This is a genomic window from Enterobacter sp. CCUG 70166 (assembly GCF_020224095.1).
Taxonomy (GTDB): Bacteria; Pseudomonadota; Gammaproteobacteria; order Enterobacterales; family Enterobacteriaceae; genus Enterobacter; species Enterobacter intestinihominis.
Genome location: NZ_NRIQ01000019.1, coordinates 17,305 through 41,506, shown reverse-complemented (window position 1 = coordinate 41,506; position 24,202 = coordinate 17,305). Strand labels below are relative to the sequence as shown.

The following is a 24,202-nucleotide window of genomic DNA, read 5'->3' as shown; positions in this document are numbered from 1 at the left end:
TGTAAACTCCCATTTCTGGTATGCAAAGAGAAGCTAGATTTATTGGGAAATCATTTACAATAAGATTTTTCTGGCTAAGGATTGGATCGAATAAATGAAAAAAATAATCGTGCTATCACTTCTGGGCGTAGTGGTTGCGGTGGGTGCTGCGGCCAGCATCTATTCAAATGAAGAACCAGAATATATTCAGTCAGCAAAAAGCCGTGTCGGATCGTATTTAACCAGCGATTACGGACGTGTCGAATGTAATAGCACCCAGGTAAGTGAAGATCGCTGGGAGCTGGGCTGTACCAATAAGGCGAGGGGCAAAACCTTCCAGTTCGCTGTTTACCCATCCGAGCAGGCGCCGTATGGGGTCTCTCGTGCGTTTTATCTCGAAGCGATTAATGATGATGCCCGCCAGAGTGCAGAGCAGGGGCTGATGCGTTATCTGCAAATTAATACCAAAGCGGGTTAATCGATTCGTTTATGCTTCGTTGAGGCTCACAGTGGTAGATTGCAGGTGATCCACATCCCGGTATGGAATACCGGAGCGTAGATACCAAAATACAAATCTATCCATGCAAGCATTTACCGCCAGATTATGGCGGTTTTTTTTTGCCCGTTTATCGTACCGGCTGTAAAAATTGTTTGCGATATTGCGCGGGTGAAAGCGCAAATTGCTGCCGGAAATGGTGGCGCAGCGTGGCGCTTTGTCCAAATCCGGTTTGTTCCGCAATATTGTCGATGCTGAGCCGACTGTTTTCGAGATAATCTTTTGCCCGCTGCAATCGCGCAGTCAATAACCAGCGCGCGGGCGTTGTTCCGGTCGCGTCCTGGAAACGGCGCAGAAAGGTGCGCTGACTCATACCCACCCGCAGGGCCAGCGATTCGACGGTATGGGAAACGGCCAGATGCTGGTGAAGATAATCAAACAGCTGGCCCAGGCGCTGGCTCTCCCGCAACTGAGCCACCGGTCGGCTAAACTGCTGGGTTTGCGAGCCGTCCCGATGGGGCGGGATCACCAGCCGACGCGCCACGCGGTTTGCCACTTCCATACCGTAATTCCGGCGCACCACGTGCAGGCACAGATCAATCCCCGCGGCGCTTCCGGCGGAAGTGAGAATATCGCCTTCGTCCTGGTAGAGCACATCTTCGACCACGGTAATGGCGGGATAGCGTGTTTTCAGCGCTTGCGTATAGCGCCAGTGGGTGGTCGCCTTCCGCCCGTCAAGCAGGCCTGAGGCTGCCAGAACGAAAACGCCAGAACAGATCGAGAGTAGCTGGCAGCCGCGGGCATGCGCCGCGCGGAGCGCCTGGCAGAGCGCTTCCGGTACGGGTTCGTCCAGCCCTCGCCAGCCGGGAACGACAACCAGATCCGCCGTCTCCAGCAGACCCAGATCGCCATCGGCCAGAATACGGATCCCGCCCGTTGCCCGGAGTTCGCCATCATCCACGCTCGCCACGGCAAACTGATACCAGTCATCGCCCATCTCCGGGCGCGGCAAGCCAAAGATTTCTACCGCCACGCCAAACTCAAAGGTACATAAACCGTCATATGCCAGCACGACCGCGCGCGGCGAGGGATGTCTTAAGTTTGTCATCTTTTTGCTGTTTTCTGGCATAGGCGGACGCATTCATGGGCTGAGTTAAGGGATAGAGTAGTGTTAACACAAACACCACAAATGAGGAAGATTCATGAGCTATGTTACTGAATTTCCGGCTGCTGAGCCGCAGGAAGCTGTGGGACATTTTCTGCGTCGTCTGAGTGTCGAGACGGACTGCGCCGATGTCCATCATGCGGTATCCAGCGGTGAGCAGGACTTTGTTCTGCTGCACGTTGTCGGAAAGCCTGAACATTTTGCCCGGCGGCATCTGCCCGGCGCGCTGCATTTACCCTGGAGCCAGATCACCGCAGAGCGGATGAAAGCGTGGCCGGAGGGCACGCTGTTTGTCGTCTATTGTGCAGGCCCGCACTGCAACGGGGCGGACAGGGCGGCGCTGAAGCTGGCGCGTCTGGGTCTGCCGGTTAAGATTATGCTCGGGGGCATGACCGGCTGGGAAGATGAGCGGTTCGCGTTTGCAGGATCTTCATCACCCGCTCTGTGAACATGAATTTATTTCAACACAGATGAAATTTTCTCGTTTGTCGGCGGCGAGCCGGTATGACATCTTTTCAGGACGTTTAGACATCCAGAAGTCTAAAGATTCAAGAGATGAATTATCACTGTGGGCAATTAACGCCGACAGACAGAGGAGATTTCCATGCAGCGACACCATGCCCCGTACCGCGCCGATGTAGTCGGCAGTTTTTTACGCCCGGATGCCATTAAACAGGCCCGTCTGCAATTTGCCAGCGGTGAAATCGATGCCGGGCAGCTTCGCGCGGTTGAGGACGAGGCCATTCGTCATGTTGTCGAGCAGCAGTGCGCCTGCGGTCTGCATGTGGTAACGGACGGTGAATTCCGCCGCGCCTGGTGGCACTTTGACTTCTTTGACGGGCTACAGGGCGTGGAGCGTTATGATTCCCAGCAGGGCATTCAGTTCAACGGGGTGCAGACTAAAGCCCATGGCGTGCGCGTAACGGGCAAACTGGGCTTCGGCGATCATCCTATGCTGGAAGATTTCCGCTACCTCAAAAGCATTAGCGGTAATGCACAGCCGAAGATGACCATTCCGAGCCCGAGCGTGCTGCACTTCCGCGGTGGCCGCAAGGATATTGATGCTACGGTCTACCCGGATCTGAAGGATTACTTTGACGATCTGGCGACCACCTGGCGCGATGCCATTCGGGCCTTTTACGATGCAGGCTGCCGCTATCTGCAGCTGGATGACACCGTCTGGGCCTATCTTTGTTCGGAGGACCAGCGCCGCCAGATCCGCGAGCGCGGTGACGATGCAGACGAACTTGCCCGGACCTATGCCCGGGTGCTGAATAAGGCGCTGGAGGGCAAACCGGACGATCTGACCGTCGGGCTGCACGTCTGCCGCGGCAACTTCCGCTCAACCTGGATTTCCGAGGGCGGCTATGAGCCGGTGGCGGAGGTGCTGTTCGGCACGGTGAACGTCGACGCGTTCTTCCTGGAGTACGACAACGACCGTAGCGGGGACTTCGCGCCACTGCGTTTTGTGCGCCCGGGTAAACAGCAGGTGGTTCTGGGGCTGATCACCACCAAACACGGTGAACTGGAGAACCCGGAAGGGGTGAAAGCGCGTCTGGAAGAGGCTGCGCGCTACGTGGCGAAAGAGCAGATTTGCCTCAGCCCGCAGTGCGGATTTGCTTCTACGGAAGAGGGTAACAGCCTGAGCGAAGCCCAGCAGTGGGATAAAGTTCGCCTGGTGACGCAAATCGCCAGCGACGTCTGGTAACGCCGTTTACAGCGCTGCATTATTACAGTGCAGCGCTGTACCATTCTGAGTCGTTTCCCGTCACTCCTCTCTTCGATCCCTTTAAAATCCTGTCTCTGCAACCTGGCACTGTTTTTGCTCTCCTGAAACTGGCGTTACTTTTTTCTGCGTCCGGCGGTAACGGACGTCTTCGCACAGCTTTCTTTTCAGGAGTGAAAATATGCACCGTCGTACCTTTATTAAAGCGTTCACCTTGTCCGCCTCCGTCATCGCCATGGGAATGAGCTTTGGCGTCCAGGCCGCAGAGACCATTAAAGTCGGGATTATGCACTCTCTCTCCGGCACGATGGCCATTTCAGAAACGCCCCTGAAAGATGTCGCCCTGATGACCATCGATGAAATCAACGCTAAAGGCGGCGTGCTCGGGAAAAAGCTGGAGCCGGTGGTGGTTGACCCGGCATCCAACTGGCCGCTGTTTGCCGAAAAGGCCCGCCAGCTTCTGAGCCAGGATAAGGTCGCCGTGGTGTTTGGCTGCTGGACCTCCGTATCGCGTAAATCGGTTCTGCCGGTTTTTGAGGAGCTGAACGGTTTGCTGTTCTATCCGGTGCAGTATGAAGGTGAAGAGATGTCACCTAATGTCTTCTATACCGGCGCGGCGCCTAACCAGCAGGCGATCCCGGCGGTGGAGTACCTGATGAGCGAGGACGGCGGCAGCGCGAAGCGATTCTTCCTGCTGGGTACGGACTACGTTTACCCGCGCACTACTAACAAGATCCTGCGCGCCTTCCTGCACTCGAAAGGCGTTGAAGATAAAGATATTGAAGAGGTCTACACCCCATTTGGTCATAGCGATTACCAGACCATTGTCGCCAGTATCAAAAAGTTCTCCACGGGCGGCAAAGCGGCGGTGGTCTCCACTATCAACGGTGATTCCAACGTGCCTTTCTATAAAGAACTGGCGAACCAGGGGCTGAAAGCCACGGACGTGCCGGTGGTGGCGTTCTCGGTGGGCGAGGAAGAACTTCGCGGCATTGATACCAAACCGCTGGTGGGTAACCTGGCGGCGTGGAACTACTTTGAATCCGTCGACAACCCGACCAACCAGACCTTTGTCGCGGCTTACAAAGCCTACGCGAAAGCCCATAAGCTGCCGAATGCCGATACCGTGGTCACCAACGATCCGATGGAAGCGACTTACGTTGGCCTGCATATGTGGGCGCAGGCGGTTGAAAAAGCGGGAACAACCGACGTGGACAAAGTGCGCGCGGCAATGGCGGGCCAGTCGTTCAACGCGCCGTCCGGCTTTACGCTGACCATGGACGCCACCAACCACCACCTGCATAAGCCCGTCATGATTGGTGAAATTGAAGGCAACGGCCAGTTCAACGTCGTCTGGCAAACCGAACAGCCGGTACGCGCTCAGCCGTGGAGCCCGTTTATCGCCGGGAATGACAAAAAGCCTGACCAGCCGATGAAAACCGCCAGCAACTAAGCCACCACCAGGGAGAGACGTCATGAACGCCATACGCATGATGATTGCGATTGTGTGGCTTACCGGACTGCTGCCAGGGATGGCGCAGGCATCGGATGCCGATGATTTCGTTGCCGCTAGCCGCAGCCAGCAAACCGCCATGCTGACCCGCTGGGCAGCCACGCCGGAACCTGCACGTTTGCCGCTGCTTAAGGCGCTGCAACAGGAGAACCTTTATACCGACAGCCAGAAGAAGGCATTTACCCGCATCGACGGCGAAATGGTTGCCCTGGGCGCGGCAAAAAGCGCTGAAGGCACGACCAAAGCCGTGCGGCTGACCAACCGACTGCGCGTGTTAACCGTCACGGCGCTGGCGACGCATCAGCTTGTCAGTGACAGTGTCACCGAAAGGCGTCATGCCGCGCGGCAACTTCAGCGTGACGCCCAGCCGGATATGCTCGGCTTTCTGCAACAGCGGGCCAGTAGCGAAACGGACGACGTCGCCCGACAGTCGCTGATGCTGGCGCTGGCAAACCTCCAGCTGACGAGCCCACAGGCTGAAGTACGGCTCAAGGCTGTTGAGCTGTTGGGACAGTCTGACGATCCGGACGTGCAGGCCACGCTGACGCCGTTCACCCGGACGCAAACCGAGCCGGACGCACGGGTACGTGCCGCCGCCGCTGAGAGCCTGGAGCGTATTCAGCACCGGCTGATGTGGGGCGAACTGCTGGGGCAGGCCTTCATGGGCCTGTCGTTGGGGTCGGTACTCTTGCTGGCCGCGCTCGGGCTGGCTATCACCTATGGTCTGCTGGGGGTGATTAACATGGCTCACGGTGAAATGCTGATGCTCGGGGCGTATGCCACCTGGATGGTGCAGCAGGTAATGGCGCAGTGGATGCCTCAGTGGCTGGCGCTCTATCCGGTGGTGGCGCTGCCGGTGGCGTTTTGCCTGACCGCAGGCATCGGAATGGTGCTGGAGCGCACGGTGATACGCCATCTTTATGGCCGCCCGCTGGAAACCCTGCTCGCCACCTGGGGGATCAGCCTGATGCTTATCCAACTGGTCCGCATGACCTTTGGCGCCCAGAACCTTGAGGTCGCTAACCCGGCCTGGCTGTCCGGCGGGGTGCAGGTTTTCGCCAACCTGACGCTGCCCTGGAACCGTATTGTGGTGCTCGGCTTTGTACTGCTGGTGCTGTTCTTCACCTGGCTCATTCTGAACAAAACGCGTCTGGGTCTCAACGTGCGGGCGGTGACGCAAAACCGCAGCATGGCGGCCTGCTGCGGCGTTCCCACCGGACGGGTAGATATGCTGGCGTTTGGCCTCGGGTCCGGCATTGCCGGGTTGGGCGGCGTGGCGTTGTCCCAGCTGGGGAACGTGGGGCCGGAGCTGGGCCAGGGATACATCATCGATTCGTTCCTGGTGGTGGTGCTCGGCGGCGTCGGCCAGCTGGCCGGTAGCGTCGCGGCGGCCTTTGGTCTGGGGATCTTCAATAAAATTCTTGAACCGCAGATGGGCGCCGTGCTGGGCAAGATCCTGATTCTGGTGGCGATCATTCTGTTTATCCAGAAACGTCCGCAGGGGTTATTCGCACTTAAAGGGAGGGTGACAGACTGATGAGCCAGCCATTGACCTTAACACTGGCGCGCAGGGCACCGCGCACCGCGCAAATCTTCGGCAGTCTGCTGGTTGCGGCGCTGCTGGTACTGCCTTTTCTCGCGCTGTTACCCGCCACCCATCCGCTGGCCGTTTCGACGTGGATGTTGACGCTTATCGGCAAGATCCTCTGCTACGCGGTTGTCGCCGTGGCCCTCGATCTGGTCTGGGGCTATGCCGGTATGCTCTCGCTGGGGCACGGCATATTCTTCGCCCTGGGCGGCTATGCGATGGGCATGTACCTGATGCGCCAGGCGGCCGGGGACGGGCTGCCCGCGTTTATGTCGTTTCTCTCGTGGAGCGAACTGCCCTGGTTCTGGTGGGGAACGCAGCATTTTGCCTGGGCGTTGGTGTTAATCGTGACGATCCCCGGGCTGCTGGCGCTGGTCTTCGGCTGGTTTGCTTTCCGCTCGAAGATCAAAGGGGTCTATTTCTCCATCATGACCCAGGCGCTGACCTATGCGGGCATGCTGCTGTTCTTTCGCAACGAAACCGGCTTTGGCGGCAATAACGGCTTTACCGGCTTTACCACGCTGCTCGGGTTTTCCGTCACGGCGACCACCACGCGGATCGCGCTGTTTCTCGCAACGGTCATGCTGCTGCTTCTGGCCCTGGGCACAGGCTACGCGCTGGCGAAGAGTAAATTTGGCCGCATTTTAACGGCGGTGCGCGATGCGGAAAACCGTCTGACGTTCTGCGGCTACGATCCGCGCGGCTTCAAGCTGCTGGTCTGGACGCTTTCCGCCGTACTGTGTGGTCTGGCGGGGGCGCTGTACGTTCCGCAGGTGGGTATTATCAACCCGGGTGAAATGTCGCCGACCAACTCGATTGAAGCGGCCATCTGGGTGGCGCTGGGCGGGCGCGGCACCCTGGTAGGCCCGGTGATTGGTGCGGCGCTGGTCAATGGTGCGAAGAGCTTTTTCACCGTGGCGATGCCGGAGTACTGGCAACTGTTTCTTGGGCTGATTTTCATCGCCGTGACGCTCTTTTTACCGCGCGGCGTGTTCGGTCTGTTTCGTAAGGGAGAGAATTAATGCAGCCCTCTGAAGGACTCTTTACCCGCCAGCTACCGGGCGATCGTTACCGTGAGCAGACCGATCCGGTGTTACAGCTCGAGGCCATTAACGTCAGTTTCGATGGTTTTCAGGCGTTGACCGATCTCTCACTTAATATCGGCGTTGGAGAATTGCGCTGCATCATTGGCCCTAACGGCGCCGGTAAAACTACGCTGATGGACGTGATCACCGGCAAAACCCGGCCAAGAAGCGGGAAGGCTATTTACGATCAGTCCATCGATCTGACAGCCCTTGAACCGGCGGCCATTGCCCGTCAGGGCATTGGCCGTAAGTTCCAGAAGCCGACCGTGTTTGAAGCGCTGACCGTAGGGGAAAACCTCGAAATCGCCATGAAAGCCGATAGGTCCGTCTGGGCGAGCCTGCGGGCAACGCTCAGCGGCGAGCAGCGCGACCGCATTGACGAGATGTTGGTTTTGCTGCGGCTTGGCAGCGATCGCGATCGCCGCGCCGGGCTGCTTTCCCACGGGCAGAAGCAGTTTCTGGAGATCGGCATGCTGCTGGTGCAGGATCCGCATCTGTTGCTGCTGGACGAACCCGCCGCCGGTATGACCGACGCAGAGACGGAATACACAGCCGAGCTGTTCCGAACTCTGGCAGGCAAGCATTCGCTGATGGTGGTTGAGCACGATATGGGCTTCGTCGAGACCATCGCCGACCACGTCACGGTGCTGCATCAGGGGCGCGTACTGGCAGAAGGCTCGCTTCGCGAGGTACAGGCCAATGAGCAGGTGATCGACGTCTATCTGGGACGCTAAGGAGAGGTAATGTTACAGGTTAACGAGCTGAATCAGTACTACGGCGGAAGTCATATTCTGCGCGGGGTGAGCTTTGAGGCGGTGGTCGGGGAAGTTACCTGCCTGCTGGGGCGCAACGGGGTGGGGAAAACCACACTGCTGAGGTGCCTGATGGGGCTGATCCCGGTGAAAGCCGGGGAGGTGGTCTGGCAGGGAAAGACCATCACTCACAGTAAACCGCACCAGCGGGTGCAGTCCGGCGTGGCGTATGTTCCGCAGGGGCGGGAGATTTTTCCGCGTCTGACCGTAGAAGAAAACCTGCTGATGGGACTGTCGCGCTTCTCCGCGGGAAACGCAAGGAGCGTGCCGGAGGAGATTTGGCAGCTTTTCCCGGTGCTGAAGGAGATGAAACACCGTCGCGGAGGCGATCTTTCCGGTGGTCAGCAGCAGCAGCTGGCGATTGGTCGCGCGCTGGCGAGCCGTCCACGGTTACTGATCCTGGATGAACCCACGGAAGGTATACAGCCGTCGGTGATTAAAGAGATTGGGCAGGTGATCCGCAGCCTGGCGAACCGGGGGGATATGGCGATCCTGCTGGTGGAGCAGTTTTATGATTTTGCGGCGGAGCTGGCCGACAGCTATCTGGTGATGTCGCGCGGCAGCATCGTCCAGCAGGGGCGCGGTGAGAACATGGAGCAGGAGGGGGTTCGCGGACTGGTTGCGATCTGAGATGTTATACTATAACATCCTCATTCTTATAACACGGAATGAGGGTTTTGCTGTGGCTGCACAACTTGGAAAAATTGCGCTGACTCTGGGAACGCTGCTGGTAAGCGGCTCGCTTTTTGCCCATTCGCACGGTCATCAGATGACGGAGGCGGAACAGAAGGCGGCAAACGGCGTCTTTGAGGATAAAGACGTCAGGGACAGGACGCTGTCTGACTGGGACGGGACCTGGCAGTCTGTTTACCCGTTCCTGCTTGATGGTTCGCTGGATCCGGTTTTCGAAAAGAAAGCGCAGAAGGGGGAAAAATCCGCTGCCGAGGTGAAAGCCTACTACCGTAAGGGCTACGCGACGGACGTGGACGCCATCGGCATTGAAAACAACGTGATGGAATTCCACAGAGGCAAAACGGTGAGCAGCTGCCGCTACGACTACAGCGGTTATAAAATTCTGACCTATGCGTCGGGGAAAAAAGGCGTGCGCTACCTGTTTGAATGTAAGGATAAGGCAAGCCAGGCGCCTAAGTTTGTGCAGTTCAGCGATCATACCATCGGGCCGAAAGCCTCTTCACACTTCCATATCTTTATGGGCAACACCTCCCACGAGGCGCTGCTGAAAGAGATGGATAACTGGCCGACCTACTACCCGAACGAGATGTACAAAGAGCAGGTGGTGGAGGAGATGTTGCACCACTAGGCTGTTGGATTTGCCGGGTGGGGGCTTAGCCTTACCCGGCGTGGGATTAGGGTTTTCCCGGTCGGGTAAGCGCAGCGCCACCCGACACGCTATCTTCACTTTTCACGCGCATCCCGCGCAAAACCATCAGCCACGCCGCAATAATGGCGGCCATCATAATAATAAATAACGACCAGTGCGGCAGATGGGTCAGGATGAGCCCGGTGATCATCGGGTTCGCCGCTGCGCCCAGCCAGCCCAGCGCCTGGGCGGAGAAGTAGCTCGCCTTCATGCCCGGCGGGGCGATATTGTCGATCAGCATGTATTCACCCGGGGCATAAATAATTTCACCCAGGGTGAAAATCGCCGCCGCAATCCCCCAGTAAAGCAGGTTCTCGCCGGAAAGCATAAACCCGCCCAGCCCGAGGATGAAAAAGAGCGTTGCGGCTGTCATTAGCGGGCGGATGTTGCTGGCGGAGATCTTGCGGCCAAGCGCGTATTGCAGGGTGACCACCACCACCGCGTTGACGGGCAACACAACGGCCACCACCTTTTCTGCGAAATCGCTGTCCGCATACGCGGCGAGGACGTACTGGGAAATGCAGCTGGCGAACGATCCGCCCACGTAGGACGCCAGCAGGCCGGAGAGCGTGTACCAGAATAGCGCCCGGTCCTTCAGCAGCACCGAGGGCTGCCACGGCGCTTTTTCCTCCACGCTGTCAGACGCTACGCTTTTCTGCACAAAGAAATGGATAAACCCGAGCGGCAGTGCGGCGCAGAAGGCCGCCAGCCAGAACGGCAGTTGCAGGCTGTACATCACCAGTAGAGTGCCAACCGGCGGCCCAATCGTCCAGCCGATGTTCAGGAAACTGTAGTTGAGTGAGAAAACGCGCGCCTTTTCGCTGGAGGTCAGCACGTCGGCAAACCACGCTTTCAGCACCGTTGAGAAGACGGAATAGGCGCAGTTAATCAGGGCAAAGAACAACACCACCAGCGTCACGTTATTCACCAGCGGAATGGCCACAAACCCGGCGATAAAGGCCACGATGGCGACCAGCATATAGCGTTTTTTGTCGAACTTGTCCGCCAGGATGCCAAACCCCAGGCTAAACACCACGCCAATGGTCAACGCCACGGTAAGGGCATAGCCAATATTCTCCACGCTCATATCGTACACGCGTGTGAGATATATGGTCATAAAGGGCAGCGTTGCCCCGCGGCCAATTGTTAATAACAATGACGATGCCAGTAGCGCTGCGGTTGAGCGCCTGATTGATGGTTTCATTTTCCTGCCCGACAAATGCTTATGCTTTTTTTGTTGTGTTATTACAGGATTATCATGGCATCGGCAGCTTGTATAGCACCCAATTTATCCGCAAGTGCTTCTCCTCAGTACCAGAATTAATGATCTTCTCGCGGGGGTATTTTTTCTGTTACCTTGAAGTGTTTACAAAAATTTAATAATTCAGGGGCGGAAAATGACGCGGAAAGACGGGCTGTTAGCGTTACTGGTTGTCGTGGTGTGGGGACTCAATTTTGTGGTCATCAAAATGGGGTTGCACAACATGCCTCCACTCATGCTGGCGGGTCTGCGCTTCCTGCTGGTGGCCTTCCCGGCGCTGCTGTTCGTTGCCCGCCCAAAGATTCCCCTGAAGCTTCTGCTGGGCTACGGCCTCACCATCAGCTTTGGTCAGTTTGCGTTTCTTTTTTGCGCCATCAAATTCGGTATGCCTGCGGGTCTGGCTTCGCTGGTGCTTCAGGTGCAGGCTTTCTTTACCATTATTCTCGGCGCGTTTGTCTTTGGCGAACGTTTGCAGGGCAAACAGCTGGCGGGTATTAGCCTTGCGGTCTTTGGCGTGCTGGTGATGATAGAAGGCAGCCTCAACGGTCAGCATGTCGCGCTGCTGGGCTTTATGCTCACCCTGGCGGCAGGGCTGAGCTGGGCGTGCGGCAACATCTTTAACAAGCTGATAATGCAGCATGAGTCGCGTCCTGGGATCATGTCGCTGGTGGTCTGGAGCGCGTTGATCCCCATTGTGCCGTTTATGGTCGCGTCGTTTATTCTGGATGGACCGCAGGTGATGCTGAAAAGCCTGGTGGAGATCGACCTGACGACCATTTTGTCGCTGATCTACCTGGCATTAGTCGCCTCAATCATTGGCTACGGCATCTGGGGATCGCTGCTCGGACGCTATGAAACCTGGCGCGTGGCGCCGTTATCGCTGCTGGTACCGGTAGTCGGGCTTGCCAGCGCCGCACTGTTGCTGGATGAAACGCTCAGCGCGCTGCAACTGTGTGGCGCAGGGCTGATTATGGCCGGGCTGTATATCAACGTCTTTGGCTTGCGGGTGCGTCGGGCGACGCGGGTGCGGAGTTAAGGCAGAAAAAAGCCCCGCATTAGCGGGGCAAAAACGAATTACAGGTCGTGATTATAATACGGCACGCCTAATTCGTCGGATTTGTCGCTGCCAGCGCCCATGTGATTGAAGTCCCAGGGCGACTGGTTTTGCGTGGACGGCATAATCATGGTGTCACGATTATTTTGCTGCCCCGCACTGGGGGTTTGCTCCGCGAAGCTCTGGCCGGAAACCAGCACCAGCAAGGTGAGGGCGGCGGAGACGATAAATTTCATGATTTCCTCGGTTACGTCTTAACAGGCGATGATTAACTGCAATGTTTTAGCGGATACAGATAACGGGATTCACCCGGCATACTGGTAATACGGTACTTATGAGGCGGCACGTCAAAGTAGTTCTTGAACGTACGCGTCAGGGTTTGTTGCGATTCAAATCCGTAGCGTTCCGCCAGATAGAGGATCGGCTCATTGCTTTCTTTCAGTTTTTGGGCAATCTCCGTCAGCTTACGGCTGCGAATATATTGTCCTAATGAATGGCCAGTCTCTTTTTTAAACATCCGTTGCAGGTGCCATTTTGAGTAACCTGAACGCTCAGACACTTTCTCAAGGGAAAGTGGAGATTCCAGGTTATCTTCGATCCAGTCCAAAATGCTATGAATGGTGATAGCGTCAGTATTGCGTCTGGACATCGTCATACCTCTTTTTCTGTTTACGGCAGGATTTTCTTGAGTAAAAGCTCAAGCGTTGCCACTTCATCTGCCGTTAAGTTTTTTGTCAGTTCCTGGTGCAGTGTTTGTCCTACTAATTGATGACATTGCTCACACATGGCCGCGCCATCGCTGGTCAGTTTCACCAGTACGCCACGTTTGTCATTCGGGTTAGGGCTTCGTTCTATCCATCCTTTGCAGACGAGACGATCCAGCATGCGGGTTAACGCACCCAGATCGACAGAGAGCACCTTTTTCAGCTCAACCGGCGTGATACACACTTCGCAGCGAATGGAACACAGCACTTTGAACTGTGTTGCGGTGATATCCAGCGGTGACAGGTAGTCATTGAGCAGGCGATCTTTTTTCTGGTTAACCATATGAATAAGACGACCCAGTGGAATTATGTCGTTAAAGAGGTCACTGGTGCTTTTCACAATGGTTGCCCTGGCAAGTAGTTTAGTCACGGCAGATATTATTGCTCAGGCAAGTATAAGTCAACTGAATGGATCAGCTGATGCCACGAATTGCTAAAACGCTTCAGGAACTTTTTCTGTACGCTTTTAAATCATATAGATAATCTGGGGTTATTAGTTACGCGGGACAATTATGGTTACGTTGCGCGGATAGCTCAGGACGAGACTTTCCCCCTATAATTGCGGTATTGAATAAGGATAAGGACTGCGGTGCATTATGTTGGATTTGATTAAAGCAGTGGGGCTTGGGCTGGTGGTGTTGCTTCCGCTGGCGAACCCGTTAACGACCGTGGCGCTCTTTCTGGGGCTGGCGGGTAACATGAACAGCGCGGAGCGCAACCAGCAGTCGAGGATGGCCTCCGTCTACGTCTTCGCGATTATGATGGTGGCTTATTATGCCGGACAACTGGTGATGAATACTTTTGGTATTTCGATTCCCGGTCTGCGTATCGCCGGTGGGCTGATTGTGGCGTTTATTGGTTTCCGGATGCTGTTCCCGGCGCATAAAGCGCATGAATCTCCGGAAGCCAAAAGCAAATCGGAGGAGCTTGAAAGCGAACCGAGCGCCAATATCGCGTTTGTGCCGTTAGCCATGCCGAGCACGGCGGGGCCGGGAACGATTGCGATGATCATCAGTTCCGCCTCAACGGTGCGTGATGGTGTTACTTTTCCGCACTGGGTTATTACCGTTGCGCCGCCGATCATTTTTGCGCTTATCGCCATTATCGTCTGGGGGTCATTGCGCAGCTCCGGGGCGATTATGCGCTGGGTGGGCAAGGGGGGGATTGAAGCTATCTCCCGTCTGATGGGCTTCCTGCTAGTCTGTATGGGCGTGCAGTTTATTATTAACGGCGTGCTGGAGATCATTAAGACGTATCACTGAGGACATTGCCGGGTGGCGCTGCGCTTACCCGGCCTACAAGTCCGTAATAACCTGGGCCGGGTAGGCCGAAGCCGCCACCCGGCACAACTAACGTCAACCGTGGCTGGTCTGTTCTTCCATCGCGACCGGCCATTTACGGAAGATAAGCACCGACCAGATCAGCGCAATCAGCGCGGGAATCGCCCCGAGATAGCCAATGGCCGACATCGATACATGCAGGCTGATCTGATTTCCCACCAGCGCACCGGCCCCAATTCCCAGATTAAAAATTCCCGAGAACAGCGACATTGCCACGTCCGTGGCGTCCGGGGCCAGGGCCAGCACTTTGACCTGCATTCCCAGACCAATAATCATGATCGCCACGCCCCAGAACAGACTGAGGATCGCCAGATGACTCTCGCTGCCTGCCGCAGGCATCAGTAACAGCAGGCACGCCAGCAGCAGGCCAATCGCACTGCTTACAAGCGCAGACGCGTGCTTATTGCCCAGCTTCCCGAACAGGATACTGCCGATAATCCCCGCGCCGCCCAGGATCAGCAGCAGAACGGTGGCGAAGTTAGCGCTAAAGCCCGCCACAACCTGAACAAACGGCTCAATATAGCTGTAGGCCGTGTAATGGGCGGTCACCACAATCACGGTCAGCAGATAGATGCTCATCAGCGCTGGTCGACGCATCAGCAGCGGCAGACTTTTCAGCGAGCCGGAGTGTTCGCTGGGCAGTTTTGGCAGCAGTTTGATCAGACACACCAGGGTGATCAGCGCCCCCATGCCGATGGCAAAGAAGGTGGTGCGCCAGCCGAAGTATTGACCCACAATGCGCCCGATCGGCAGGCCTAACACCATCGCCAGCGCCGTTCCGGTGGCAATCAGGCTCAACGCCTGGGCGCGTTTCCCCGCCGGGGCGAGACGAATGGCGAGCGATGCGGTGATCGACCAGAAAACGGCATGGGCAAACGCGATGCCGACGCGGCTGATCACCAGCACCGTAAAGTTCCATGCCATAAATGACAGCACATGGCTGGCAATGAACATCACAAACAGCCCAATCAGCAGCTTACGACGTTCCATCTGGCTGGTCAGCAGCATAAACGGTAGCGACATCAGCGCTACCACCCATGCATAGATGGTCAGCATAATGCCAACCTGTGCCGTTTCCATATGGAAGCTGGCTGCAATGTCGGACAGCAGCCCAACCGGAACAAATTCCGTGGTGTTGAAAATAAACGCTGCGATGGCGAGCGTGACCACGCGTAGCCACGCGACCCTGCGGGAAACCGTGTGTGTTGTCATAGGGATATCTGGGATTCGTTGCCTGAAAGATGAGGAGACGATCTTAAAGCCTTAAACGGCGAAAACTCAACCGTTATGTGATGTGAATCACAAAATATACCTTCATGCAGCGGTAGCGAACGCGGTTGTTTTCATTGAAGATAAAGAACTACACAACAAAAACAGGCGGTAACACGATGCAGGAGATTGATTTTTATCTGGTAGATGCGTTCAGCGAGTCCTCCTTTGGCGGCAACCCGGCGGCGGTGTGCCCGCTCGACGCGTGGCTACCGGATGAGACGTTACTGCGGATGGCACAACAGCATAACCAGTCGGAAACCGCGTTTTTTGTGTGCACCAAAGGGGGGATTGAGCTGCGCTGGTTCACCACGCTCACCGAGGTTAATCTGTGTGGTCACGCGACGCTTGCCGCGGCGTATGTTCTGTTTAACGAACTGGATTATCCGGACTCACGCCTTCATTTTGACACCGCTTCTGGTCGCCTGACCGTCAGCCGTGAAGGTGACTGGATGACGCTGGACTTCCCGGCCTGCCCGACGCAGGCACAGACGCCGCCACCGGAGATGCTCACCGCACTCGGTATCAGCCACTACGTCGAGGCGCGAAAAGGCCGCGCCTGGGTGCTGGTACTGGAGAGCCGCGAGCAAGTGGAAGCCATTAATCCGGATTTCTCCGCCATGACGCCGGGGGAGCATAAAGTGGCCGTCACCGCCCGGGACGAAGGGGAATACGACTTTGTCAGTCGTTTCTTCTCGCCGGGCGTGGCCGTGCCGGAAGATCCTGTCACCGGCTCCGCGCACACCATGCTGATCCCTTACTGGAGTGAACAGCTTGGCAAAACACAGATGTTTGCCCGTCAGGTTTCTGCCCGTGGTGGCGACGTACGCTGCGAACTGAAAGGCGACCGCGTGCGGATGGGCGGGCAGGCGGCGCTGTATCTGAAGGGCACAGTATTTCTGCGCTGAATAAATCTAAGAGGAACCAACGATGCAGGAAATTGATTTTTATCTGGTGGATGCCTTCAGCGACAGGGCGTTCGGCGGCAATGCGGCGGCGGTGTGTCCGCTGGAAGCGTGGCTGCCGGATGAGACGTTGCTGAAGATGGCGAAGCAGCATAATCAGTCAGAGACGGCGTTCTTTGTCCGAACGGATAACGGGTTTGAACTGCGCTGGTTTACCACGCAGGATGAAATTAACCTCTGCGGCCACGCAACCCTCGCGGCTTCTCACGTTATTTTCGAATACCTGGATTATCCGCATACGGAAATCACCTTCACCACGCGCTTTGTCGGCGAACTGACGGTACAACGCAGCGGCGACTGGCTGACGCTGAATTTCCCGGCGTGGTCAACCGAGGTTGTCGATACTCCACCCGCAGTGCTATTCAGCGCACTGGGCATTAACGCGGCAAAAGAGGTGCGTGCAGGGCGCGATTACATGGTGGTGCTCGACAGCCAGCGGCAGGTAGAGGCGCTGACGCCTAATATCACAGCCATGCTCCCGCTGGGGAAAATGGTCTGCGTTACGGCGCCGGGGGATGAGTATGATTTCGTCAGCCGCTTCTTCTGCCCGGGGGAAGGGGTACCGGAGGATCCGGTGACGGGATCAGCGCACAGCATGCTGATCCCGTACTGGAGCGAAAAGCTTGGAAAAACGCAGATGTCGGCCCGCCAGGTCTCCTTGCGCGGCGGGGATCTGCGCTGCGAGCTGAAAGGCGACCGCGTGCTGATTGGCGGCCAGGCCACGCTGTATATGAAGGGGAAAATTTTCCTTCGTCTCCAGGATTACGGTCATCATTAAAAACTATGACGCCGGTATACAGGGCGGGCGGTATGTTGAACGAAAACGACAAGGAGCCTGCCATGTATTCTATTACCGCTGAATCCGCCCATCATCCAGATATTCTCGCCCTGATTACGGCGCTGGACCGTTATCAAAGCGTTCTCTATCCCGCGGAAAGTAATCATCTGCTGGATTTAACCGAACTGCCGGACGACTCGCTGATCCTGATGATTATTCGTGACACTCAGCTTAACGCCGTCGGGTGTGGCGCTGTTGTTTTGAACGGGGACGGGACCGGGGAAATGAAACGGGTCTATATTGATCCAACCCATCGCGGGCAACGGCTGGGTGATAAATTACTGGCGGCGCTGGAAGATGAAGCCCTCAGCCGCTGCTGCCACACCGTCCGGCTGGAGACGGGGATCAAACAACACGCCGCTATTCGTCTGTATCAACAGTGTGGATACGAACGGCGCCCCGCGTTTGCCCCCTACAACGAGGATCCGCTGAGCCTGTTTATGGAGAAGACACTGGTGGCTGACGTTCGTTTAGCAGCCCTATAAACGCCTCAAGCTGGCGGGTCATCGCCCCGCGTCGCCACACCAGCCAGGTGGTGAGCCAGCGCCAGTTTTCCGCCAGCGGCCACGCCGCCACCTGATGATGCCCCGGCATACTCTCCAGCATGGAGCGGGGCATCAGCGCAATGCCTGCCCCGGCAATCACGCAGGCGAGCATCCCGTGGTAGGACTCCATCTCGTGGATCCTTCCCGGCGTTACGCGGTCAGCATGAAACCAGCTCTCCAGATGACGCCGGTAGGAACAGTTGGCGCGAAAGGCATACACGTCGCTACCGCTCACCTGCGTGGCTTTTGACACTTCCGCATGGCCCGCAGGGGTGACCAGCATCATCTCTTCCCGGTAAACCGGCATTCCTTCCAGTTCGGGGTGTGAGAGCGGCCCGTCGACAAAGGCGGCGCTGAGCGTCCCCTCAAGCACACCGTCAATCATCGTACCGGAAGGCCCGGTGGACAACGCAAACTGAATGCGCGGATAGCGCTGATTAAACCGCGCCAGACTTTCCGGAATGCGTACGGCGGCGGTACTTTCCAGCGCGCCGAGCGAGAATAATCCCTGCGGTTCATCCCCGGCGACGACCATTCGCGCTTCGTCGACCAGCGCCAGGATCTGTTTGCTGTAGCGCAAAAAATTGTGCCCGGCGGGGGAAAGCCGCAGGCGCTGATTCTCGCGAATAAACAGCTCCACGCCGAGATCCGCTTCAAGCTGTCGGATGCGGGTGGTGAGGTTTGACGGCACCCGGTGTACCTTCTGCGCCGCCTGGGTAATGCTGCCGGTCAGTGCGACGGCGTTAAACATCTCAAGCTGTGTTAAGTCCATACCATTCTCGATTCGTGAACAAGGTGGTGAGTATTATTCATTTTTAAGAAATAGCAGAGTGGGCCACAATCAATCAACTGTTATTACATGGAGAACTTCATGACGTATTCATCTGCTACCCATGCCTACTCTGTCAACCCGGCTACCGGCGAAACGCTGGCTGCTTACCCGTGGGCAACGTCCGGTGACGTTGAACGTGCCATTGCGCAGGCGGATACCGGTTTTCGTCAGTGGCGACGCGAAAGCGTAGCGCACCGGGCGCAAAAACTTCGCGATCTGGGTGCGGCGCTGCGTAGCCGTGCGGAAGAGATGGCGCAGACTATCTCCCGGGAGATGGGCAAGCCCATTGGGCAGGCGCGTGCGGAGGTGGCTAAGTCCGCCAGCCTTTGCGACTGGTACGCTGAATACGGCCCGGCAATGCTGCGCCCGGAATCTACCCAGGTCGACAATGCGGTGATTGAGTACCGTCCGCTGGGGCCTATTCTGGCGGTGATGCCGTGGAACTTCCCGCTCTGGCAGGTGCTGCGCGGTGCGGTGCCGATCCTGCTGGCAGGGAACAGCTATCTGCTTAAACATGCGCCAAATGTGCTCGGCTCGGCGGCGCTTATCGGGAAGGTGTTCGCGGATGCCGGTTTCCCGGAGGGGATCTTTGGCTGGGTGAACGCGACAAATGACGGCGTCAGCCAGGCGATTAACGATCGGCGTATCGCGGCGGTGACTGTAACCGGCAGCGTTCGGGCTGGTGCGGCAATTGGCGCGCAGGCGGGCGCGGCGCTGAAGAAATGCGTGCTGGAGCTGGGCGGCTCCGATCCGTTTATCGTTCTGAATGATGCCGATCTGGATCTGGCTGTCAACGCGGCCGTGGCCGGACGTTATCAGAATACCGGACAAGTTTGCGCGGCGGCGAAACGCTTTATTGTGGAAGCGGGCGTGGCGGACACCTTTACCCAACGCTTTGTTGACGCGGTCAAGGCGCTGAAAATGGGCGCACCGGATGAGGAAGATAACTATATTGGCCCGATGGCGCGATTTGATCTTCGCGATGAACTGCATCAGCAGGTACAGGCAACGCTGGCGGAAGGGGCGACCCTGCTGCTCGGCGGCGAGAAGCTTGCCGGGACCGGTAACTTTTATGCGCCAACCGTACTCGGCGACGTCACCCCACAGATGACGGCCTTCCGTCAGGAGCTGTTTGGCCCGGTGGCTGCGATTACCGTCGCCAATGATGCGTCGCACGCGTTGCAGCTGGCTAACGACAGCGACTTTGGCTTATCAGCGACGGTCTTTACCGCGAACGATGCGCTGGCTGAAACCTTCTCTCGCGAGCTGGAGTGCGGCGGAGTCTTTATCAATGGCTACAGCGCAAGCGATGCGCGCGTTGCGTTTGGCGGAGTGAAGAAGAGCGGCTTCGGGCGAGAGCTTTCACATTTCGGTCTGCATGAGTTCTGTAACGTTCAGACGGTCTGGAAGGATCGCGTGTAATGTTGATGCCGGGTAGGGCAAGGCCGCTACCCGGCAATTCACGTTTCCTGTCATTATTTTGCAATGGTTCTGTCATTTTCGTTTCGTAGACTCGCTCGCGTCTAACGTATTGTTACAGAAGAAAATTATGAACCTAACGCAAATTTTTCGTCGTCTTGCGCAGCGCTTTTTTCCTCGTCAGTTTGGCCTGCTGACCGGCATCTTTTGTATTATCGGCCTTTTCTCCGCCCTGCAACTTTCATCCTCCTTCCTGCTTACCGCTTCCCTGAATCAAGCCCAGCGTAACGAACAGCGCAATCAGCTGGCCTGGCAGCAACAGAGCAGACTGGATCAGGCGCGTATTTCGCTGCTTGCGGCGAGCGATCTGCTCAACCGCTCCGGGGTGTACTTTATGCAGGATAAAGAGACCGGTTCGGAAGGGAGCTGGCATAGCCTGATGGACGAGGCGCAAAAATCCCTGGCGGCGTCTCAGCAGGCATGGCAAGCCTGGCTCGCGCTTAATCCTCCGCAGGACGAGGGGCTTGTTAATAGCTATCAGCTGTTCTTCGGTGCCATTAGCGAGCAGGCGGAAGGGCTGGTGAAAACCAACAGCATCGACCTCTTTTTCGCCGTACCCGCCCAGGCGTTTCAGACCGATTTTAATGACAACTTTGCACGTTATCAGCAACGGAGTGAGAAGCAGGCGATACAGGGGCGTCAGTCGCTCATGGAACAACTCTCAGGCCTGCAACGGCTGTTCCTGTTTGCGCCGCTGGTGCTGCTGGCTATTGCCATTGCCGTCTGGTTTGCAATGGCGAAATGGGTGATATCCCCGCTACGCCGTCTGATTGTCCATATTAACCAGCTTGCGGCAGGGGATTTGTCGGGAATACCCCCTGACGTTGTGCGTTTTAACCGTGAAATCAGCCAGCTCAGCGGCAGTATTACCGCCATGCAGCGCGGGCTCCAGCAACTGGTGACTCAGGTCAGCGAGGCCACGACCTCTATGGTCGAAAATATCGGGTCACTTGCGCAGGGGAACCAGAAGCTTTATCAGCAGTCCACGCGACAGGCCAAAGAGCTGGAGGAAGTGACCGCGCATATCGCTGATCTCGAAACCCACGTTGAGGGGAACACGGGTTATGCAAAACTCGCCCGCTCGCGCGCGGATGAAGCCCGACAGGCTGCCGTCAGCGGGGAGCAAATGATGACAGCGGTGAATGGCTCGATGCAGACGATCGTCGACCGATCCTCAGAGATGCGTGGGATCGTCGCCATGATCGACAGCGTGGCGTTTCAGACCAATATTCTGGCCCTCAACGCTGCCATTGAAGCCGCCCATGCGGGAGAACAGGGGCGCGGGTTCGCGGTGGTCGCCCGTGAAGTGGGGCTGCTGGCCAGAAAAAGCAGTCACTCTACGCAAACCATTCAGTCGCTAATTAACCACTCGCTACAGGGCATTGAAGAAGGTTCTCAGGTGGTAAACCGTCTGGAAGAAAATCTCCAGCAGGTCACCGGGCTGGTGGCCAATCTGAGTAGCCTGCTCAATGATATTTCGCTGGCCACTCTAAATCAGGGGGAAAGCATTCATCAGATGACGCGCCAACTTCAGGCGCTGAATCAGGTATCGCGTCAGACAGATGTGCTGGTTAGCGAAGCGTCGAATGCCTCTGAGCGCCTGCATCGGGAGTCAGATCTTTTGTTGCAGGCCGTCTCGCGTTTTCGTCTCCCTGCCTGACGTGACGTATAAGCCTCTGTTATACTCGCAGCCCGTTTTAGCCTGAGGGCAAGGAGCAAAGTGTGGCTGCGGTCATCCATAATGAGATGCTGGACGAGATTCTGGCGCAGGTTCGTCCGTTACTGGGGCAGGGTAAGGTTGCCGATTACATTCCCGCGCTGGCCTCGATCAGCGGTAATAAGCTCGGCATCGCCATTTGTACTGTCGACGGGCAGCGTTTTCAGGCGGGAGATGCACTGGAGCGCTTTTCAATTCAGTCGATCTCAAAAGTGCTTAGCCTCGTTGCCGCCATGCGCCAGTATGACGAGCAGGAGATCTGGCAGCGGGTGGGCAAAGATCCCTCCGGTCAGCCCTTCAACTCCCTTCTCCAGCTTGAAATCGAACAGGGTAAGCCGCGCAACCCGTTTATCAACGCCGGGGCGCTGGTGGTGTGCGATATGCTGCAAAGCCGTCTGAGCGCGCCGCGCCAGCGTATGCTCCAGATTGTGCGGCAGCTTTCCGGCGTGCAGGACATCGCCTACGATCCGGTGGTAGCGCGCTCTGAGTTTGAACACTCTGCACGTAACGCCGCCATCGCCTGGCTGATGAAGTCCTTCGGCAACTTTCATAATGATGTCGCCACGGTGCTGCAAAACTATTTTCATTACTGCGCGCTGAAGATGAACTGCGTTGAACTGGCGCAGACTTTTCTGTTTCTGGCGCATCAGGGCCATGCCCCGCATCTGGGCGAGGACGTTGTCTCCCCGATGCAGGCCCGGCAGATCAACGCCTTAATGGCAACCAGCGGAATGTATCAAAACGCCGGGGAGTTTGCCTGGCGCGTGGGGCTGCCGGCTAAATCCGGCGTTGGCGGCGGCGTTGTGGCCATTGTTCCGCACGAGATGGCGATTGCCGTCTGGAGCCCGGAACTGGACGAGACCGGCAACTCACTGGCGGGCGTCGCGGCGCTGGAACAGCTGACCAAACGCCTTGGACGGTCCGTATACTGATGTCCACGTTAGATCCTCTGTTCACGCGCCTGGCTCGCTCCACGTTTCGTTCACGATTTCATTTAGGGATGAAAGAGCGGCAATACTGCTGGGATAAGGGCGCGGACACTATCGATAAGCATGCCGCTGATTTTGTCGCCGCGCGGCTGGCGCCTGCACACCCGGTGAATGACGGTAAGCAGACGCCGATGCGCGGCCATCCGGTTTTTATTGCCCAGCATGCCACGGCAACCTGCTGCCGGGGCTGTCTGGCTAAGTGGCATGCTATCCCGCAGGGCGTGCCGCTGAGTGCGCAGCAGCAACAGTATATCGTCAACGTGATCCATCATTGGCTGGTCATTGAGGTAAATCGTGCCTCCTGAACTGACAATGTCTCTGTTTAAGCTACGCTTTTACTAATGCTCAGCGTCAGGAGACGTCATGAAAGCACCTCTAATTCCCGTGAATGAAACGGAGCGCATGAATGCGCTGCGCGAGTCCGGTCTGCTTGAGATCGACAATTATCCCGCGTTTGATCGTCTCACGCGGCTGGCAACACGCTTTTTCAGGGTGCCGCTGGCGATGATTACGCTGGTGGATGACCACGCTGCGATCGTGAAATCTGCCGACGGCCGGGCACTCGCCAGCCAGCCTCGCGATCTCTCGTTTTGTGGTCATACGATCCTGGGTGACGCGCCGCTGGTGGTGGCTGACACGCTGCTGGACGAACGCTTTGCGGATAATCCGCAGGTGGCGGGAGATCCGGGCGTGCGCTTTTATGCCGGTTTCCCGCTGCGTTTACGTGACGGGGCGTGCGTAGGATCGTTGTGTCTCATTGATTACGCACCGCGTGAGTTTACCGCGGCGGATTCCGCCGTACTGGCCGATCTCAGCGCGCTGGCAGAAGATGAATTTGCAGCCGTTAGCGCCGCCACGACCGATGAACTCACGGGCCTGTTTAACCGACGCGGGTTTAACCAGTTTGCGCAGTTTGCACTGTCGGTTTCGCAGCGTAGGGCAGAACCGTTAACGCTTGGCTGGCTGGATCTGGACCATTTCAAAACCATTAACGATCGCTTCGGGCATCAGGAGGGCGACAAGGCCCTGAAAGCGATGGCCGCCCTGATGCGCTCCTCATTCCGCGAGGCCGATATGCTGGTGCGTTTCGGGGGAGATGAGTTCGCGGTGCTGTTTGCGGATACCGATGAGCCTGGCGCCTGGATCGCCATGCAGTATCTTGTCGAACAAACGGAGAAGTATAACGCGCGTCAGCTGCATCCCTGGTCGTTACAGTTCTCCTGGGGGCTGAGCGAGTTCGATCATCACCGCAACGATATGCAGGCATGGTTAAAACACGCGGATGCGCAAATGTACGCCATGAAGCGGCAACATCACGGCGAAAAATGACATAACGAAATCCTATGTCATCGCTTATTGCGTAACAAAAATGTTAATAGCAAAGTGGAGAGATTCAACCTAAGG

General features: G+C 56.9%; 26 protein-coding genes. 19 read left to right on the top strand and 7 right to left on the bottom strand.

The window, feature by feature from the left end; genetic code table 11:
• The first annotated feature begins 94 nt into the window (after positions 1 to 94).
• Positions 95 to 457 (top strand): hypothetical protein, encoded by a 363-nt coding sequence (locus CKK19_RS09165; protein WP_015570547.1) that lies wholly within the window; start codon positions 95 to 97, stop codon positions 455 to 457.
• 148 nt (positions 458 to 605) lie between these two features.
• Here CKK19_RS09165 and ftrA read toward each other — a convergent pair whose 3' ends face one another.
• Positions 606 to 1,604, bottom strand: coding sequence for a transcriptional regulator FtrA (gene ftrA / locus CKK19_RS09160; RefSeq protein ID WP_063853641.1), 999 nt, complete (start codon positions 1,602 to 1,604; stop codon positions 606 to 608).
• A gap of 73 nt (positions 1,605 to 1,677) precedes the next feature.
• On the opposite strand from ftrA, the gene CKK19_RS09155 reads away from it, so the two are divergent.
• The 8 genes from CKK19_RS09155 to zinT all read left to right on the top strand — a co-directional run bounded on the left by CKK19_RS09155 (position 1,678) and on the right by zinT (position 9,685).
• Positions 1,678 to 2,088 (top strand): rhodanese-like domain-containing protein, encoded by a 411-nt coding sequence (locus CKK19_RS09155; protein ID WP_023300088.1) that lies wholly within the window; start codon positions 1,678 to 1,680, stop codon positions 2,086 to 2,088.
• A gap of 156 nt (positions 2,089 to 2,244) precedes the next feature.
• Positions 2,245 to 3,348: a cobalamin-independent methionine synthase II family protein gene (locus CKK19_RS09150; RefSeq protein ID WP_023300089.1), complete on the top strand. Its 1,104-nt coding sequence runs from the start codon at positions 2,245 to 2,247 to the stop codon at positions 3,346 to 3,348.
• A 199-nt stretch (positions 3,349 to 3,547) separates the two neighbouring features.
• Complete coding sequence (urtA, locus tag CKK19_RS09145) at positions 3,548 to 4,819, top strand: urea ABC transporter substrate-binding protein (RefSeq protein ID WP_022648096.1); 1,272 nt, start codon at positions 3,548 to 3,550, stop codon at positions 4,817 to 4,819.
• A 22-nt stretch (positions 4,820 to 4,841) separates the two neighbouring features.
• On the top strand, positions 4,842 to 6,416 hold the full coding sequence (urtB, locus tag CKK19_RS09140) for an urea ABC transporter permease subunit UrtB (protein ID WP_048966355.1): 1,575 nt from the start codon (positions 4,842 to 4,844) through the stop codon (positions 6,414 to 6,416).
• Entirely contained in the window at positions 6,416 to 7,489 is a 1,074-nt protein-coding gene (urtC, locus tag CKK19_RS09135; RefSeq protein WP_023306186.1) for an urea ABC transporter permease subunit UrtC, read from the top strand. The genes urtB and urtC overlap by 1 nt, the downstream gene beginning before the upstream one ends.
• Positions 7,489 to 8,286 (top strand): urea ABC transporter ATP-binding protein UrtD, encoded by a 798-nt coding sequence (gene urtD / locus CKK19_RS09130; RefSeq protein ID WP_063853640.1) that lies wholly within the window; start codon positions 7,489 to 7,491, stop codon positions 8,284 to 8,286. Before urtC ends, urtD begins: the two co-directional genes overlap by 1 nt.
• 9 nt (positions 8,287 to 8,295) lie before the next feature.
• A complete protein-coding gene (gene urtE / locus CKK19_RS09125) occupies positions 8,296 to 8,994 on the top strand; it encodes an urea ABC transporter ATP-binding subunit UrtE (protein WP_023300094.1) in 699 nt (232 codons plus the stop codon).
• A 52-nt stretch (positions 8,995 to 9,046) separates the two neighbouring features.
• Positions 9,047 to 9,685 carry a metal-binding protein ZinT gene (gene zinT, locus CKK19_RS09120; protein WP_023306187.1) on the top strand — a complete coding sequence of 213 codons (639 nt, stop codon included), beginning with the start codon at positions 9,047 to 9,049 and terminating at the stop codon, positions 9,683 to 9,685.
• 46 nt (positions 9,686 to 9,731) lie between these two features.
• Here the strand turns inward: zinT and ydeE are convergent, their stop codons facing one another.
• Positions 9,732 to 10,949 (bottom strand): efflux MFS transporter YdeE, encoded by a 1,218-nt coding sequence (gene ydeE / locus CKK19_RS09115; protein WP_022648102.1) that lies wholly within the window; start codon positions 10,947 to 10,949, stop codon positions 9,732 to 9,734.
• A gap of 193 nt (positions 10,950 to 11,142) precedes the next feature.
• On the opposite strand from ydeE, the gene eamA reads away from it, so the two are divergent.
• Positions 11,143 to 12,042, top strand: a complete 900-nt coding sequence (gene eamA / locus CKK19_RS09110) for an O-acetylserine/cysteine exporter (RefSeq protein WP_063853639.1) — start codon at positions 11,143 to 11,145, stop codon at positions 12,040 to 12,042.
• Positions 12,043 to 12,080: 38 nt separating this feature from the next.
• Here eamA and marB read toward each other — a convergent pair whose 3' ends face one another.
• The 3 genes from marB to marR are packed head-to-tail and all read right to left on the bottom strand — an operon-like array spanning position 12,081 to position 13,164.
• The gene (marB, locus tag CKK19_RS09105) at positions 12,081 to 12,296 is read right to left on the bottom strand and encodes a multiple antibiotic resistance protein MarB (RefSeq protein WP_023300098.1); all 216 of its coding nucleotides are present in this window, start codon (positions 12,294 to 12,296) and stop codon (positions 12,081 to 12,083) included.
• A 32-nt stretch (positions 12,297 to 12,328) separates the two neighbouring features.
• A complete protein-coding gene (marA, locus tag CKK19_RS09100; RefSeq protein ID WP_001303241.1) occupies positions 12,329 to 12,709 on the bottom strand; it encodes an MDR efflux pump AcrAB transcriptional activator MarA in 381 nt (126 codons plus the stop codon).
• A 20-nt stretch (positions 12,710 to 12,729) separates the two neighbouring features.
• A complete protein-coding gene (gene marR, locus CKK19_RS09095; RefSeq protein ID WP_020884159.1) occupies positions 12,730 to 13,164 on the bottom strand; it encodes a multiple antibiotic resistance transcriptional regulator MarR in 435 nt (144 codons plus the stop codon).
• Between the two features lie 256 nt (positions 13,165 to 13,420).
• Here marR and CKK19_RS09090 point away from each other — a divergent pair, with 256 nt between their 5' ends.
• On the top strand, positions 13,421 to 14,086 hold the full coding sequence (locus CKK19_RS09090) for a MarC family NAAT transporter (protein ID WP_022648105.1): 666 nt from the start codon (positions 13,421 to 13,423) through the stop codon (positions 14,084 to 14,086).
• Between the two features lie 93 nt (positions 14,087 to 14,179).
• Here CKK19_RS09090 and CKK19_RS09085 read toward each other — a convergent pair whose 3' ends face one another.
• Positions 14,180 to 15,376: a sugar transporter gene (locus tag CKK19_RS09085; RefSeq protein ID WP_063853637.1), complete on the bottom strand. Its 1,197-nt coding sequence runs from the start codon at positions 15,374 to 15,376 to the stop codon at positions 14,180 to 14,182.
• 176 nt (positions 15,377 to 15,552) lie between these two features.
• Between CKK19_RS09085 and CKK19_RS09080 the strand changes: the two genes are divergently transcribed.
• From CKK19_RS09080 to CKK19_RS09070, 3 genes are all read left to right on the top strand, one after another.
• A complete protein-coding gene (locus tag CKK19_RS09080; protein ID WP_022648107.1) occupies positions 15,553 to 16,341 on the top strand; it encodes a PhzF family phenazine biosynthesis protein in 789 nt (262 codons plus the stop codon).
• A 22-nt stretch (positions 16,342 to 16,363) separates the two neighbouring features.
• The gene (locus tag CKK19_RS09075) at positions 16,364 to 17,176 is read left to right on the top strand and encodes a PhzF family phenazine biosynthesis protein (protein WP_045308107.1); all 813 of its coding nucleotides are present in this window, start codon (positions 16,364 to 16,366) and stop codon (positions 17,174 to 17,176) included.
• 62 nt (positions 17,177 to 17,238) lie between these two features.
• Complete coding sequence (locus tag CKK19_RS09070) at positions 17,239 to 17,721, top strand: GNAT family N-acetyltransferase (RefSeq protein ID WP_032622224.1); 483 nt, start codon at positions 17,239 to 17,241, stop codon at positions 17,719 to 17,721.
• On the opposite strand, the gene ptrR is transcribed toward CKK19_RS09070, so the two are convergent.
• A complete protein-coding gene (gene ptrR, locus CKK19_RS09065) occupies positions 17,675 to 18,553 on the bottom strand; it encodes a putrescine utilization regulator PtrR (RefSeq protein WP_045622741.1) in 879 nt (292 codons plus the stop codon). The genes CKK19_RS09070 and ptrR overlap by 47 nt on opposite strands.
• A gap of 99 nt (positions 18,554 to 18,652) precedes the next feature.
• On the opposite strand from ptrR, the gene sad reads away from it, so the two are divergent.
• From sad to CKK19_RS09040, 5 genes are all read left to right on the top strand, one after another.
• The gene (gene sad, locus CKK19_RS09060) at positions 18,653 to 20,035 is read left to right on the top strand and encodes a succinate-semialdehyde dehydrogenase (RefSeq protein WP_063853636.1); all 1,383 of its coding nucleotides are present in this window, start codon (positions 18,653 to 18,655) and stop codon (positions 20,033 to 20,035) included.
• Positions 20,036 to 20,162: 127 nt separating this feature from the next.
• Positions 20,163 to 21,752, top strand: coding sequence for a methyl-accepting chemotaxis protein (locus CKK19_RS09055; protein ID WP_063853635.1), 1,590 nt, complete (start codon positions 20,163 to 20,165; stop codon positions 21,750 to 21,752).
• Positions 21,753 to 21,814: 62 nt separating this feature from the next.
• Positions 21,815 to 22,741: a glutaminase B gene (gene glsB / locus CKK19_RS09050; RefSeq protein ID WP_003857165.1), complete on the top strand. Its 927-nt coding sequence runs from the start codon at positions 21,815 to 21,817 to the stop codon at positions 22,739 to 22,741.
• Positions 22,741 to 23,103: a DUF4186 domain-containing protein gene (locus CKK19_RS09045; RefSeq protein ID WP_022648114.1), complete on the top strand. Its 363-nt coding sequence runs from the start codon at positions 22,741 to 22,743 to the stop codon at positions 23,101 to 23,103. Before glsB ends, CKK19_RS09045 begins: the two co-directional genes overlap by 1 nt.
• Positions 23,104 to 23,161: 58 nt before the next feature.
• On the top strand, positions 23,162 to 24,127 hold the full coding sequence (locus tag CKK19_RS09040) for a sensor domain-containing diguanylate cyclase (RefSeq protein WP_022648115.1): 966 nt from the start codon (positions 23,162 to 23,164) through the stop codon (positions 24,125 to 24,127).
• Positions 24,128 to 24,202: the final 75 nt, after the last annotated feature.